Raw genomic sequence first — 14401 nt, 5'->3', positions numbered from 1 at the left:
ATATGTTAAAAAACAAATTCTTATCTTTTTTATTGTTTGCTCTTGTAACTTTTTCTGCATCTGCAATAGGAGGTTTAGCTACTGTAGGTTTTAAAGAGCCTTGGTATTCTTTAATCATCAAACCTTCATTTAATCCACCAGATTGGATTTTTGCACCAGTTTGGACAACACTCTATTTTTTTATGACAATTGCTATCTGGAAATTTTGGCATAGTAAAAATAGAGACATGAACACTATTTACCTTTATTTCATTCATTTAATTTTTAATACAACTTGGAGTATAGTTTTTTTTGTTTTTCATAAAATAGTTTTAGCTATGATTGTATTAGTAATTTTAATCTTATTGATAATTATTCTCATAATTAGATTTAAGCGTGTCAACTTGTATAGTTATTATTTAATGATTCCTTATTTACTTTGGTGTCTCTTTGCTTTACTTCTTAATATAAGTTTAATCATATTAAATTAAAATAAATTATGGATGATGTAGTAATAGTAGGTGGTGGAATAATTGGAACTGCTACAGCTTATTTTTTATCTAAAGAAGGTAGAAAAGTAAAAGTTATAGAAAGAGACCCAACTTATAAAACAGCTTCATTTCCATTGTCCCTTGGTGGATTTAGAAGACAGTTTTTTCAAAAAGAAAACATATTACTTGGAAAGTTTGCTAGAGAATTTATTTTTCAAATACCAGAATTACTTAAAACTGAAAAAAATCCAAATCCTACAGCAAGCATGGTTACAAATGGATACTTGTTAATGTTTGGTCCAGAGCATGCTGAGGAACAATATGAAGCCTTAAAAAATCATGAAGCTTGTGAAGCTGGAACTAAAAATATCAAAGGTTCTGAACTATCAAAAATATTTCCTTATATAAATAGTGAAGGTATTGAAACAGCAACTTATACTGACAACCAAAGTGAGGGATGGATTGATCCTTTCATGTTTCATAGCGCCTTAAAAAGTAAGGCAATTGAATTAGGTGCTGAATTTATTAAAGGCGAAGTAAAAAATATTTCTGATATCAAAGCTAAAACAATTATATCGGCAGCAGGATGTTGGACTAAAGAATTATTAAAAGATATTCCGGTAGTTCCACAAAAACACACAGTTTTTAGAGTTAAATGTCCTAAATATATTAAAGAAATGCCATTAACAGGAGATTTAACAACGGGCGTTTACTGGAGACCTGAGGGTGGAGAGTATTTAGCAGGTTCACCTAATTCAGTATTTGATGCTACTGATCTAGAACCAGCTTGGAATGATTTTGAAGAATTAGTATGGCCTGCATTAGCACAAAGAATTCCTGCTTTTGAAGAATTAAAATTAACTGGTGGATGGGCTGGTTATTATGATTGTAATAAATTAGACAATAATGCCGTAGTTGGTAAACACCCTAAATACGAAAATGTATATATGGCTTCAGGTTTTACCGGTAGAGGATTAATGCAAGCCCCTGGAATAGGAAGAGCATTAACTGAATTAATTTCTACAGGATCTTATCAAACGATTGATATTAGTGATTTTTCTGTTGAAAGAGTTCTTGATAATAATGCTAGACCAGAACCTTACGTTTTATAAATAATTTAAGTTCCACAAAAAGTTTGATACTTCACATGACTATGAGGAGCAGGGGACATTAATTCTAAATCATTTTCATTAACCTGATATGGATTTTTTAAAATTTCAATTAATTTATTAAACAAGGTTAAATCACCATTATTAGCTAATGTTAAAGCCTCTTCAATTTTGTGATTACGAGGTATTACCATTGGGTTAGAAGAACTCATTAAGTCCATAGATTTATTATGAGTGTTACCAAACATTACTAATCTTTTCATCCATTTAGTTTTCCATAAAACAAAGTCCGCATTATCATAAACTTCAGAATTCTTAATTGTCTTATTCATCAAAAAAATAAAAGTATTTGTATAATCAGCTTTTTTTTCATACATCCAATTTAATAACTCCATAATTAAATTTTTATCTTCTTTATCTTCACCATATAACCCAAGTTTATCTCTCATCATATTTAACCATTTTGTTTCATAATTTTGTTCAAATTTATCTAAAGCTTCTGTGGCTAATTTAATCGCTTCATCTTCATTGGCACTAATAAGAGGAATTAGACATTCAGCAAACCTTGTTAAATTCCATTTGGTAATTTTTGGTTGATTTTCATAGGCATACCTTCCTAGTTGATCTATTGAACTAAAAACTGTTTTAGGATCATAAACATCCATAAAGGCGCAAGGACCATAATCTATTGTTTCACCAGAGATAGACATATTGTCAGTATTCATAACCCCATGAATAAAACCAACACGCATCCAATCAATTACAAGTTGGGTTTGTTTTTCGATTAAAACATTTAGTAAGTCTAATGCTTTATTCTTTGATGATTTTATATTGGGGTAGTACTTTTCAATTGTGTAATTAATTAAGATTTCTAAATCACTAATATTTTGTTTTGCAGCAATGTATTGAAATGTTCCAACTCTTAGATGGCCTAAGGCCACCCTTGTAAGAATTGCACCTTGTGAAATTTGTTCCCTAACCACATCTTCACCAGTTTTAACTACCGCTAAACTTCTAGTAGTAGGTATTTTTAAAAAATGCATTGCTTCACTTATTATATATTCTCTCAACATTGGGCCTAAAACAGCCCTACCATCACCACTTCGTGAGAATGGGGTTCTACCAGAACCTTTGAATTGTATATCAAATCGTTCATTATTTTTGGTTAAGTGTTCACCAATTAAAACGGCTCTTCCATCACCAAGCATTGTAAAATGACCAAATTGGTGACCAGCGTAGGCTTGCGCTATAGAGTTAGATCCTTCAGGTAACATATTTCCTGAAAAAATTTTTGATAAACCTTCATCATTAACATCTGAAAAATCTAGATCTAATTTATTTGCTAGATCTTTATTTAATATTAATATTTCTGGTGCACTTACTGCAACAGGGTTGATATCTTCTTTGAATGTTTTTGGTAATCTTGAATAACTATTGTCGAAATGCCAACCAATTGTCATTTTATCGATTAGTTAACTTCTGCTTGATTTTCTTTTGGTTTAATTTCAGTTTTAAATTGATTTGAGATTTTTTGAACTTCTACTGCTGAAACTTTGTATTCAGCGCACATTGTTTCTTCATCTTTACCATGACCCGTTACCATATTAACCATGTGTTCTGGAAAATGGAATGTTGTAAATACTATGCCTTCTTTAACTTTATCTGTAACTTCTACTTTTAGAGCAACTTCTCCTCGTCCAGAATAAAGTCTTCCTATGTCACCTGTATTTAACTCTCTTTTGTTGGCATCATTTGGATGAACTAATAATAAATCTTCAGAAACTATATTGATGTTACTTGTACGTCTTGTCATCGTAGCAGCATTGTAGTGCTGTAGAACTCTACTAGTTGTTAAAATTAATGGGTATTCTTTTTTATTTGTTTCAATTTCTGTAGATTCTTTCCAATCAAAATTTTTAAGACGTCCTTTTCCAAGCTTAAAAGTTTCTTTATGTAAAATTTGTGTATCTGTTCCATCCTCTTGAACTGGCCATTGTAATCCCATTTTACCAAGTCTTTCTCTTGTTACCCCTTTAAAGAAAGGAACAATATCAGCTATCTCTGCTAGAACTTGATCAGCATCATATGTAGGTTGGTCAAAACCTAATTTTTGCATCATATCTGTTACAATCATTCCATCTGTCTTTGTGCCAGGTAGAGGAGGCACGGCTTGGTTAACTCTTTGAATTCTTCTTTCGGTATTAGTAAAAGTTCCATTTTTTTCTAAAAAAGTTGTTCCAGGCAATACTACTGTTGCAAGTTTTGCAGTCTCACTCATAAAAATTTCTTGAACTACTAATAATTCTAATGAGTTCATTGCCTGAACTACATGTGCACTATTTGGATCTGTTTGAACTATGTCTTCTCCAATAATCCAGACTGCTTTAACATCTTTATTAATTGCCCCATCAAACATTTCTGGAATCTTTAATCCTTGTTTTGTTGGGTGTACTACTCCATATTTTTCAGTGTAGAAATTTTGAACTTTTTCATCAGCTACTTCAAAATAACCTGCACCTTGATGAGGTTGACATCCCATATCAGCAGCTCCTTGAACATTATTTTGTCCTCTTAGTGGATTAACACCAACACCTTTTCTTCCAATATTTCCTGTAATCATGGCAAGATCAGCAATTAACATTACCGTTTTAGATCCTTGCTCTTGTTCAGTAACTCCTAAACCATGGAATTCCATAGAGTTTTTAGCTGTTGCATAAGCTATTGCAGCTTCTTTAACTAACTGTTTATCAACACCAGCAACCTTAGCTAGATGATCCATATCTTGTCTCTCAATTTCTTTAATGAAATTTGCAAAACCTTCAGTTCTATCTCTGACAAAGTCTTTGTCATAAAGGTTTGCTTTTAATATATAATGCAACATCATATTTAATATGGCTACATTTGTTCCTGGTCTAAGTTTAATATGATAATCAGCAAGTTTAGCAAGCTCAGTAGTAATTGGATCTAATACAATTAATTTTTTACCCTTCATTACTTGTTGCTTAATTTTAGCACCAGTAACTGGGTGAGCATTTGTTGGATTTGCTCCTATAACCATAAATAAATCTGCGTGATAAATATCTTCTGTAGAATTTGTAGCTGCTCCAGTTCCAAATGTTTGTTGCATTCCCCACGCCGTAGGTGAATGACAAATTCTTGCACAACAATCAATGTTGTTAGTTCCTATTGCTGCTCTAATCATTTTTTGAAATACATAATTTTCTTCATTAGTACATCTTGCAGAAGAAATACCAGCAACTGCATCTGGTCCATTAGCTTTTGTAATTCTATTTAATTCTTTTTTAATAAAGTCATAAGCTTCGTCCCATGAAGCTTCTTCAAATTTCCCATTTCTTTTTATTAAAGGAGTTTTTAACCTGTCTGGATGATCGTAAAATCCAAATGCATATCTTCCTTTAATACAAGTGTGACCTGCGTTAACTTCACTTTCTTTAGGAGTTGATATCGCAACAACTTTATTATCTTTAATTGATGCTTCTAAATTACATCCAACACCACAGTAAGAACAAGTAGTTCTAACTTTTTCATCTACAGCAACAGATTTTGATTGGAAAACATCAGAGATAGCATCTGTTGGACATGTGTGTGCACAAGCACCACAAGATACACAAGACGAGTCACCAAATAATGCATCATTATCAGTTGTAATTTTAGATTCAAATCCTCTGCCACTCATTGTTAAAACAAAAGATCCTTGAATTTCATCACAAGCACGAACACATCTTCCACAATTAATGCAGTTATCTAAATTCATTCTCATGTAATCATGAGAGGTGTCTCTTGGAATACCTTTATGTTGTTTTGGTACATTATATCTATGATCTGATATACCTAAATCATTAGCAACATCTTGAAGTTCACAGTTATTATTAACCTCACAAGTTCCACATTCCATTGGATGGTCGGTTAAAACTAGTTCAACAATATTTTTTCTTAAAGCCGTTAAATTTTCATTGTTTGTAAAAATATGTTGGTTTTCACCAACTGGTGTATGACATGAGGCTACAACTTTAGTCGGACCATCTTTAATTAAAGCAACCTCAACCGAACAAACTCTACAAGCACCATATGGAGCTAAGTTTGGATCGTTACATAAAGCCGGAACCTTTTTTTCACCAAGATAGCTTTCTACAAATTTTAAAACAGAAGTATGGTTTGGACCAATTTCATATGGCTTTCCATCAATGTAGGCGATTTTTCTTTTTTCTGAGCTCATTAATTATCTTTCACCATATCATCCTTCATTTCATCACCAAAATATTTTAATATATTCATGATAGGTGTAGGAATTGCACCACACAAAGCACATAAACAGCCTTTTTGCATAGTTACAAGCAGCTCATTTAGTAATTTTAATGGAATTTTAGCAGTTTTATTCTTTGCTTGATCAAACATTTCTTTACCTCTGTAAGAACCAAGTCTACCGGGAAAGCATTTTCCACACGACTCTTCTGCTGAAAACTCAAATAAATGGTGAATATATTCAACCATTGGAAAATCTTTTGGAATACTTACTATACTTGCATGGCCCAACATGAAACCAGCAGCAGTAAATTCTTGAAAATCTAAATTTAATTTTTCAACTTCGGTAATAGGAATTACACCGCCTAATGGACCTCCAATTTGTAACGCTTTAATGGGCTCTTTAAAACCACCACCAATATCATTTAAAACTTTTTTCATTGGTGTTCCCATTTCAACTTCATAAACACCTGGATTATTGAAAAAACTATCAAAGCAAACTAATTTAGTTCCAGCAGATTTTTTATTTCCAATTGCAGAAAACTTATCAGCACCATTAATAAGTATACCCGTAGCTGCAGCTAATGTTTCAACATTATTTACTACAGTTGGTTTCTTGTAAAGACCTTCGGTGACGGGGAAGGGTGGCCTTACATCAACTTCAGCTCTTCTGCCTTCAATTGATGCAATCAATGCTGTTTCTTCTCCACAAATATAAGCACCTTGTCCAATACAAATATTTAAATCAAAAGAAAATTTAGTTCCTAAAATATTTTCACCAAGTAAGCCTGCTTTTTTTAAAGAATTAATGGCACCATTAATTGCTTCAATAGATTTTGGATACTCTCCTCTTATATATAAAACACCTTCATCACTACCAATAACATAACCACAAATAACCATTCCAAATAAAACTTTTAATGGTTGATCTTCTAATAAATATCTATCAGAGAAAGCACCTGAGTCACCTTCATCGGCATTACATATAACATATTTTTTTTCAGAAGGAGCTTTTCTACAAAAATCCCATTTCATACCAGTAGGAAAACCAGCACCACCTCTGCCAGTTAAATTAGAGTCTAGGAGGGATTTAGTTATTTCTTGTTTGTCAGTAGCAATAAATTTTTTTAATTGTTCCTTAAATTGATCTAAATTAGAAAGTTTGTCATCCATTAAAAAACTAGTTGAGGCATAACTTTTAGAAAAGAATTTTTCTTGAACTATGTCTTCACCTTTAATTATTTGATCAATCTTATTAATATCGTTTCCGGCATAATTCTCACCATCATAATGAAAAGCATTATTTTCATAGCAGTGACCAAGGCAAAACATTTCACCAACTTTATCGTCACCTAATTTTTCTTGTAATTTTTTTTTAAGCGGCTCTTGAGTACCAGCACACATGCAAGCACTTCCATTGCAAACAAAAGCTTTTTTTTCTCTATGAGAGGGTCTTAAAAATTCATAAAAACTTTCTGCACCATGAATAGTTGAGACACCCATGTTATATTCTTTTGCAATTTCCTTAATACCATCAGCATTATTTGATTTTAATGATCGTTCAGATATTTTTTCGAACAGATTATTCTTTAAACCTATTCTGCCGGATAAATTACTTATATTTTTTGACACTTATTAACCTTTAATTATCACTCTGTCTTCGTTGCTATAAATATTAAAACTATCTTCTTTTACAAAACCTATCAATGTAATGTCAAACTTATTAGCTAAATCGATAGCTAGGCTTGTTGGCGCACCAACCCCAATTAGAATACCAATATTGGTCATTAAAACCTTTTGAACCAACTCAAAATTTAGTCTTCCAGAGCACGTAATAAATTGTGAAGAGGGGGTTAATAATCCCTTATTTAATGAATAACCAATTAATTTATCAAGAGCATTATGTCGACCAACATCCTCTTTTATACACACTATTCCACCATCGCTTGTAAATAGGCCACTAGCATGAATGCCACCTGTCTTAGAAAACTCTGATTGATTATCCCTTAGCACAGAAGGAGATTTGATAATTATTTCTTTAGAGATTTTAGGTAAAGATTTTAAGACCTTATCTTTTTTGATAATCTCTAATGAATCTAAAGAGGTTTTACCACAAACACCACAAGATGAATTTGTTAAAAAATTTCTTTTAATCTTATCAATATCTATGTTTTCAGAATTGTTTAATGTGACAACAATTTTATTTTGAAGTTTATATTCACCTACATAATCTCCAACACTCTCAATTTTCTCAATATATTCATTTTTTTCAATAATTTTTTCGTTGAAAAGAAAACCTCTAACTAGGTCTTCATCATTACCTGGCGTTCTCATTGTTATAGAGATTATATTTTGTATCCAAGTTTCTTTAGTTTTAAATTTGATTGAAATTTCTAAAGGTTCTTCAATAGAGATTAAGTCTTCTACATTATTTAAATTATTAGACTTATATTTTTGTATTTTATATTTTGAGTTCATTGGATTAACTTAAGGGGTAGTTCTTTTTTAAAATAAATTTATTTAAGATTATTCCAAAAATTAAAATTATTAGACAACCAAAAATTATAGGATTTATTAAATATTCAAATGAAACTCCTCCAATGATGACCATAATAGGGTTTCCACCTGCTGGTGGATGAACAACATCTAACACAATCATAAAAAAAATACCGAACCCAACTGCTAAGGCAATATTTATAAATATTGGTAGATCAACATAGTTTACAAACAAAATTCCTATTAGTGCAGTTATGAAATGACCAAAGAATATATTTTTAGGTTGAGCGAATGGGCTTTCAGGAAATCCGTATAGTAATACCATTGAAGAACCAAAAGAGGCCGCTAAAAATAACCCCATTGTAGTTTTATATGTGAGCAGCGTAAGAAACCCAATAGTAATAGTTGATAAAACTCCTGCGATAGATGCTTTTAAAAGTTTTTCTTTAGTAATGTTAATCATGATTAAAACTTCAATGCCTTCGATATTGTTTTAAACGGTAATAAAAGACATTCTTTTCTTGAGATATTATCTTTATTCATAATTTCTTTGAAATCATTCCATTTTTTTTCAATTTTAATATCTGTTTCATTAAACAAACCTTCAATTGAAATAATAAGAGACTTAATATCACTTATATTTTGATCAATAATCTTTTGAGACAGCATACTAACTGATGCCTGACAATATACACATGAACGGCACTGGTAACCCATATCCTTAATTTTATCATTTTTCACAATTAATCTGATTTCCATTTCGTCACCACACAAGGGGTTTTTATTTTTTGAGTGATGGGTATGATTTTTAACAATTTTGTGATTTGCTGTGTTAGATGCAATTTCGAGAATTCTTAGGTCCATTATAATTCTTTAATTAAGAGATTAATGTTTTATATTTTGATTTATGAATGATAACAATATTTTAGCTGTTGTACTAGCAGGTGGAAAATCAAAAAGATTTGGGCAAGATAAAAATTGCGTAAAACTTGGATCCAAAACATTGCTAGAGCATGTTTTGTTCAAAATTAGCAATAAATTTGAAGAAATATTGATTGTCTCAAGTAATCCATTGAAGATAGAAGAAGCAAAAAATACCACAGTAATTCCAGATTGTTTTAATGATCTAGGACCTTTAGCAGGAGTGCTAAGTTCCATGAAGTGGGTAAAAGAAAATAAAAAATCATACAAATGGATTGCAACTTTTCCATCTGATACTCCATTTTTTGATCCAATTATTATTGAAGAATACAAAGCAAGAATTGAACAAAGTAAAAGCAGTTTATATTTTATTAAATCTAACGAAAAAAGACATAATATTTTTGGTTTATGGTCAATTGATTTAATGGAACAATTAGAAGAAGATTTAATAATAAATAATTATCGAAAAGTTGAGGAATGGGCTAATAAAGTTGGTGTGAGTACAATTGATATTAAAATAAAAAATTATGATCCTTTTTTTAATATAAATACCAAAGAAGACCTTGAAGTTGCTCAAACTATTTTAAATCTTGATAAAAATGATTGATTACAAAAAAGCAAAAAATATTTTAATAAAATCAAAAATAAACATTAAAGATGAAGTTATAAACACATCAAAATCATTAAATAGAATTAATGTTCAAGATATTTATTGTCCTGTGAATTATCCTGCAGGAACTAATGCTGCATTTGACGGGTTTGCCATAAATTCTAAAGATACATCTACGATTAATAAAAAAAGTCCTAAAGAATTTAAAATTTTAAAATCAATATCAGCAGGCGATAATCCTAAATTAAATAAAGTAAAAAAATTTCAAGCTGTTGAAGTGATGACGGGTGCTCTAATTCCTAAATATTTTGACACCATTATTCCCATAGAAAAAATTGTGTTTACTAACAATAAAAAGTCTATCGTAATAAATGAAAAGATTAAAACTAATCAACATATAAGACATGCGGGATCTGATTATAAAAAAAAGGAATTAGTTATTAATAAAGGAACCATTATTCAGCCATCACATATCTTAGCCTTTAAAACATTGGGTATTAAAAGTATTAAAGTTAAAAAGAAGCTTAATATTTTATTTTTTTCCACAGGAAATGAAATTTCAAATAACGTAGATATTGCTGATTGGAAGGTTAGAAATTCAAATAGTCATTATATAAAATCTTTATCTAATAATTTTTTGTTTAATTATATAGAAGGTGGAATTTTGAGAGATAAAGATGAACAGTTTTTTAAAAAACAAATTGATAAAAATCTTAGATCAAAAATAGATATCATAATTACCTCAGGTGCTGTTTCAGCAGGTAAACATGATTTTATCCCCTCTGTAGTAAAAAAATTTAATTTATCAAATTTTTTCAAAGGGGTGGCCATTAGACCGGGTAAACCAATTTTATTTGCTAAATTTAAAGGAAATGAAAAGGCTTTTTTTGGGCTTCCAGGTAATCCTATTTCTTCTTCTGCCTGCTTTAGATTTTTTGTATATCCCTATATTTTAAACATTCTTGGAGTTAAGGAGGAAAAACCTTTTAAAGCTAAGTTAAAAAATTCTTTCTTTAAGAAAAAAAATTTTACTAGATTTATAAAAGCAAGGCTTACTACAACTCATAATGGAAATTTAGAAATCAAGGTACTTAAAGGTCAGGAATCTTATAGAATAAAATCTTTTGTAGAGTCTAATATTTGGGGCCTATTTAAACATGGTCAGTCAAATTTTAAAAAGAACGAACTTATTGATTGCTATTCTCTAATTGGTTCAAATATTAATATTTTTAAATAGATCTCATTTTTATTGTAGTGCCAATTAATAAGCATTAAGTATCGAATTATGATTGAGCTAAAAAATGAAAAAATTGCAATTCCAGTAGTTTTATTAGCAGGTCTTATATGGTCCTTTGGACCTTTGGTTGTAAGATACATGGATCAACCTAATTTAGTTCCATGGCAATATATTTTTGCACGGGGTCTTACAATTTTTTTGATTTTAAATCTTTATCTTTTTTTTGAAGAAGGAAAAGATTTTTATAAGAATTATTTAAAAATTGGAATTTCAGGTGTTATTGGTGGAACTGGATTAGGTATTGCAATGATTACCTTTATTTATTCAATAACAAATACTAGTGCGGCTGTTACTTTACTTTGTTTAGCTGCAATGCCATTTTTTACAGCTTTATTAGGTTTCTTATTTTTAAAAGAAAAAATTTCACTTAATGTTTGGATAGCTATATTTATTGCAACCGTTGGAATAATAATCATAGCCATTGGTAATACTGAAAAAAATTCTTTATTAGGGCTTATTTTTGGAATGACTTCTTCTATTGGGTTTTCTGTTTTTTCAGTGACTTTGAGATGGAAAAAAGAAACACCAAAATTTACAACAGTAGCCTTTGCAGGTCTTTTTTGCTTTGTAGTTGCTGCAATAGTTATTTTATCTAATGATATGGTTTTCTTGTCTTCAAGTTATAACGGAGCATTATTTTCCATACATGGAACGTTAGTTTGTATGGGTTTAATTTTATATTCTATTGGATCAAAAGCAATCCCCGCTGCAGAACTTACTTTATTATCACTAACTGAAGTTATAGGTGGAATATTTTGGGTATGGGTTCCAATTTTAGGAATTAATGAGATCCCATCGACTAATACGATAATAGGTGGCTTCTTTCTTTTTATGTCTATCATTTATTATAGTCTTACAATTAAAACTAATAGACGATTTATTGCTCTAAACTAATCAAAAATGGAAAGACCAAATTTTTTTACTCTAAAGAATGGTGAAAAGGCTAAACTACCTTTTACAGATCAAGAATATCAAAGTCGATTAACTAAATTAAGAACCACAATGAGTAAAAATAATCTTGATATGATTATTTTAACCTCAATGCACAACATTGCTTACTATACAGGATTTATTTATTGTTCTTTTGGTAGACCTTATGGCTGTGTAGTAACGGCTAATAAAATTTCAACAATTTCAGCAAACATTGATGCTAGTCAACCTTGGCGTAGATCTCATAGTGATAATGTTATTTATACTGATTGGAAAAGAGATAATTTTTTAAAAGCAATTGTTTCAATTATTGGAAGAGATGAACCCCCTAAGAATATTGGTATTGAAAATGATCATGTAACCTTAGATGTTAAAGAAAAGCTTACGTCTATTTTTACTTTTTCAGTTTTCAGTGATGTTTCAAAAGATTTAATGCAACTTAGAATGATTAAATCTGCCGAAGAAATAGAAATTATTAAAAATGGTGCAAGAATTGCTGATCTTGGGGGCGAAGAGATTGTCAAAAATATTAAGGTTGGAGAAAGCGAGCTTGAAATTGCAATAGCCGGTAGAGATAGAATGGAGCGTGAAATTGCAAAAACGTATCCAGATGCTGAATATATGGATACCTGGGTTTGGTTTCAGTCGGGACTTAATACGGATGGTGCTCATAACCCAAAAACCAACAGAAAATTAAAATCAGGAGATATTCTTTCTTTAAATACTTTCCCTATGATCTCAGGGTACTACACAGCTTTAGAGAGAACTCTTTTTTTAGATAAAATTGATGATGCATCCTTAAAAGCTTGGGAAGCAAATGTTAAAGTTCATAAAAGAGGATTAGAGCTAATTAAACCAGGTGTAAAATGTTCTGATATTTGTCATGAGTTGAATGAACTATTTGCTGAGCTTGGTTATCTTCATTATCGAACATTTGGTTATGGTCATTCATTTGGTGTCTTATCTCATTTTTATGGAAGAGAAGCAGGATTAGAATTACGTGAAGATATAGATACCGTATTAGAGGAAAACATGGTGGTTTCTATGGAACCAATGATCATGATACCAGAGGGTAAACCAGGTGCTGGTGGATATAGAGAGCATGATATTTTGGTTATAGGAAAAGATAATGCTGAAAACATTACTAAGTTTCCTTTTGGTCCAGAACATAATATTATCAAATCATAAATTATGAGTGAAAAAACTGTAGTAAATAGTTGGAATGAATGGGATCCTTTAAAACATGTAATTGTTGGCAAAGCTGATGGTACTTGTATTCCAGCACCAGAGCCAGCTTTAGATGCAAAAGTTCCAGAGGACAGTGATATGCGAGGCCAGTTTGGACCAAGAACAAAAGATACAGTTGATAAGGCAAATGAACTTTTAGACAATTTTTCAAACATGCTTGAAAAAAGAGGTATCAAGGTCGATAGACCAGACCCAATAGATTTTAGCCAAAAAACATCTACACCTGACTGGGAAGCGGAAACAATGTTTGGCTGCATGCCACCACGAGATGTGTTGTTAACTGTGGGTAGTGAAATTTTAGAGGCGACAATGAGTTATAGATGTAGATGGTTCGAGTACCTTTGTTACCGACCATTATTACAGAAATATTATAATGATGACCCTAATATGAGACACGAGTCTGCACCAAAACCAAGGTTAACTGATGCAGATTATAGGAAAGATTATTTATCAGATAAAATTGGTATTCAAAAAAGATTAGAGTGGACTGAAGATAAATTTTTTGTAACAACTGAAGAAGAACCATTATTTGATGCAGCAGATGTTTTAAGATTTGGAAAAGATTTAGTGGTTCAGCATGGATTTACTACTAATCTTAAAGGAATTGATTGGCTTAAAAGACATTTTAAAGATCATAGAGTTCATGCTGTTAATTTTCCAGGTGATCCTTATCCAATTCATATCGATGCAACCTTTACTCCTATTAAAGAAGGATTAATCATTAATAATCCTCAAAGAAGATTGCCAAAAGAACAAAGAAAATTATTTGAAAATAATGGATGGGAAATTATTGATAGCGCACAACCCGCACATAATGAGCCACCACCATTATGTTATTCTTCAACTTGGTTATCAATGAACGTTCTAGTATTAGATCCAAAAACTGTTTGTGTTGAAAAAAGTGAAGTATATCAGGCAGAACAATTAGATAAATTAGGAATGGAAGTAATCCCTGTTGAATTAAGAGACGCATATGCATTTGGTGGAGGTCTTCATTGTTGTACAGCAGATGTTTACCGTGAAGGTGAATTAAAAGATTATTTTCCAAAACAATAAA

General features: G+C 30.9%; 13 protein-coding genes. 7 read left to right on the top strand and 6 right to left on the bottom strand.

What is annotated here, in order from left to right; genetic code table 11:
- Nucleotides 1-2: 2 nt before the first annotated feature.
- A complete protein-coding gene (locus tag AC5SMR_RS04875) occupies nt 3-470 on the top strand; it encodes a TspO/MBR family protein (RefSeq protein ID WP_011281859.1) in 468 nt (155 codons plus the stop codon).
- A gap of 8 nt (nt 471-478) precedes the next feature.
- The gene (locus tag AC5SMR_RS04870; protein ID WP_011281860.1) at nt 479-1582 is read left to right on the top strand and encodes an NAD(P)/FAD-dependent oxidoreductase; all 1104 of its coding nucleotides are present in this window, start codon (nt 479-481) and stop codon (nt 1580-1582) included.
- A 5-nt stretch (nt 1583-1587) separates the two neighbouring features.
- On the opposite strand, the gene AC5SMR_RS04865 is transcribed toward AC5SMR_RS04870, so the two are convergent.
- The 6 genes from AC5SMR_RS04865 to AC5SMR_RS04840 are packed head-to-tail and all read right to left on the bottom strand — an operon-like array spanning nt 1588 to nt 9202.
- Nucleotides 1588-3039: a protein adenylyltransferase SelO gene (locus AC5SMR_RS04865; protein ID WP_494576420.1), complete on the bottom strand. Its 1452-nt coding sequence runs from the start codon at nt 3037-3039 to the stop codon at nt 1588-1590.
- An 8-nt stretch (nt 3040-3047) separates the two neighbouring features.
- A complete protein-coding gene (gene fdhF, locus AC5SMR_RS04860) occupies nt 3048-5816 on the bottom strand; it encodes a formate dehydrogenase subunit alpha (protein WP_271480215.1) in 2769 nt (922 codons plus the stop codon).
- Entirely contained in the window at nt 5816-7474 is a 1659-nt protein-coding gene (locus AC5SMR_RS04855; protein WP_494576417.1) for an NADH-ubiquinone oxidoreductase-F iron-sulfur binding region domain-containing protein, read from the bottom strand. Before AC5SMR_RS04855 ends, fdhF begins: the two co-directional genes overlap by 1 nt.
- A gap of 3 nt (nt 7475-7477) precedes the next feature.
- Nucleotides 7478-8320, bottom strand: a complete 843-nt coding sequence (fdhD, locus tag AC5SMR_RS04850) for a formate dehydrogenase accessory sulfurtransferase FdhD (RefSeq protein ID WP_271616767.1) — start codon at nt 8318-8320, stop codon at nt 7478-7480.
- A 4-nt stretch (nt 8321-8324) separates the two neighbouring features.
- Nucleotides 8325-8801, bottom strand: coding sequence for an HPP family protein (locus tag AC5SMR_RS04845; protein ID WP_494576415.1), 477 nt, complete (start codon nt 8799-8801; stop codon nt 8325-8327).
- Between the two features lie 2 nt (nt 8802-8803).
- Complete coding sequence (locus AC5SMR_RS04840) at nt 8804-9202, bottom strand: iron-sulfur cluster assembly scaffold protein (RefSeq protein ID WP_006997229.1); 399 nt, start codon at nt 9200-9202, stop codon at nt 8804-8806.
- A 43-nt stretch (nt 9203-9245) separates the two neighbouring features.
- Here AC5SMR_RS04840 and AC5SMR_RS04835 point away from each other — a divergent pair, with 43 nt between their 5' ends.
- The 5 genes from AC5SMR_RS04835 to AC5SMR_RS04815 are packed head-to-tail and all read left to right on the top strand — an operon-like array spanning nt 9246 to nt 14400.
- Nucleotides 9246-9866 carry a molybdenum cofactor guanylyltransferase gene (locus AC5SMR_RS04835; protein WP_494576413.1) on the top strand — a complete coding sequence of 207 codons (621 nt, stop codon included), beginning with the start codon at nt 9246-9248 and terminating at the stop codon, nt 9864-9866.
- Nucleotides 9859-11106, top strand: coding sequence for a molybdopterin molybdotransferase MoeA (locus AC5SMR_RS04830; protein WP_494576410.1), 1248 nt, complete (start codon nt 9859-9861; stop codon nt 11104-11106). The genes AC5SMR_RS04835 and AC5SMR_RS04830 overlap by 8 nt, the downstream gene beginning before the upstream one ends.
- Nucleotides 11107-11154: 48 nt before the next feature.
- On the top strand, nt 11155-12060 hold the full coding sequence (locus AC5SMR_RS04825) for a DMT family transporter (RefSeq protein WP_494576408.1): 906 nt from the start codon (nt 11155-11157) through the stop codon (nt 12058-12060).
- A 6-nt stretch (nt 12061-12066) separates the two neighbouring features.
- On the top strand, nt 12067-13284 hold the full coding sequence (locus AC5SMR_RS04820) for an aminopeptidase P family protein (protein WP_006997225.1): 1218 nt from the start codon (nt 12067-12069) through the stop codon (nt 13282-13284).
- A 3-nt stretch (nt 13285-13287) separates the two neighbouring features.
- Nucleotides 13288-14400: a serine/threonine protein kinase gene (locus tag AC5SMR_RS04815; protein WP_006997224.1), complete on the top strand. Its 1113-nt coding sequence runs from the start codon at nt 13288-13290 to the stop codon at nt 14398-14400.
- The last annotated feature ends 1 nt before the right edge of the window (nt 14401 follow it).

The sequence above is a fragment of the Candidatus Pelagibacter sp. PS_28 genome, from assembly GCF_059417885.1.
Note: the sequence above shows the minus strand (reverse complement) of the source record. Positions and strands in the feature narration are given on the sequence as shown.

Bases quoted from the DNA above. Each gene is read 5' to 3' on its own strand.
- AC5SMR_RS04875 (WP_011281859.1), top strand. From the start codon at position 3: ATGTTAAAAAACAAATTCTTATCTTTTTTATTGTTTGCTCTTGTAACT.
- AC5SMR_RS04870 (WP_011281860.1), top strand. From the start codon at position 479: ATGGATGATGTAGTAATAGTAGGTGGTGGAATAATTGGAACTGCTACA.
- AC5SMR_RS04865 (WP_494576420.1), bottom strand. From the start codon at position 3,039: ATGACAATTGGTTGGCATTTCGACAATAGTTATTCAAGATTACCAAAA.
- fdhF (WP_271480215.1), bottom strand. From the start codon at position 5,816: ATGAGCTCAGAAAAAAGAAAAATCGCCTACATTGATGGAAAGCCATAT.
- fdhD (WP_271616767.1), bottom strand. From the start codon at position 8,320: ATGAACTCAAAATATAAAATACAAAAATATAAGTCTAATAATTTAAAT.
- AC5SMR_RS04845 (WP_494576415.1), bottom strand. From the start codon at position 8,801: ATGATTAACATTACTAAAGAAAAACTTTTAAAAGCATCTATCGCAGGA.
- AC5SMR_RS04840 (WP_006997229.1), bottom strand. From the start codon at position 9,202: ATGGACCTAAGAATTCTCGAAATTGCATCTAACACAGCAAATCACAAA.
- AC5SMR_RS04835 (WP_494576413.1), top strand. From the start codon at position 9,246: ATGAATGATAACAATATTTTAGCTGTTGTACTAGCAGGTGGAAAATCA.
- AC5SMR_RS04830 (WP_494576410.1), top strand. From the start codon at position 9,859: ATGATTGATTACAAAAAAGCAAAAAATATTTTAATAAAATCAAAAATA.
- AC5SMR_RS04825 (WP_494576408.1), top strand. From the start codon at position 11,155: ATGATTGAGCTAAAAAATGAAAAAATTGCAATTCCAGTAGTTTTATTA.
- AC5SMR_RS04820 (WP_006997225.1), top strand. From the start codon at position 12,067: ATGGAAAGACCAAATTTTTTTACTCTAAAGAATGGTGAAAAGGCTAAA.
- AC5SMR_RS04815 (WP_006997224.1), top strand. From the start codon at position 13,288: ATGAGTGAAAAAACTGTAGTAAATAGTTGGAATGAATGGGATCCTTTA.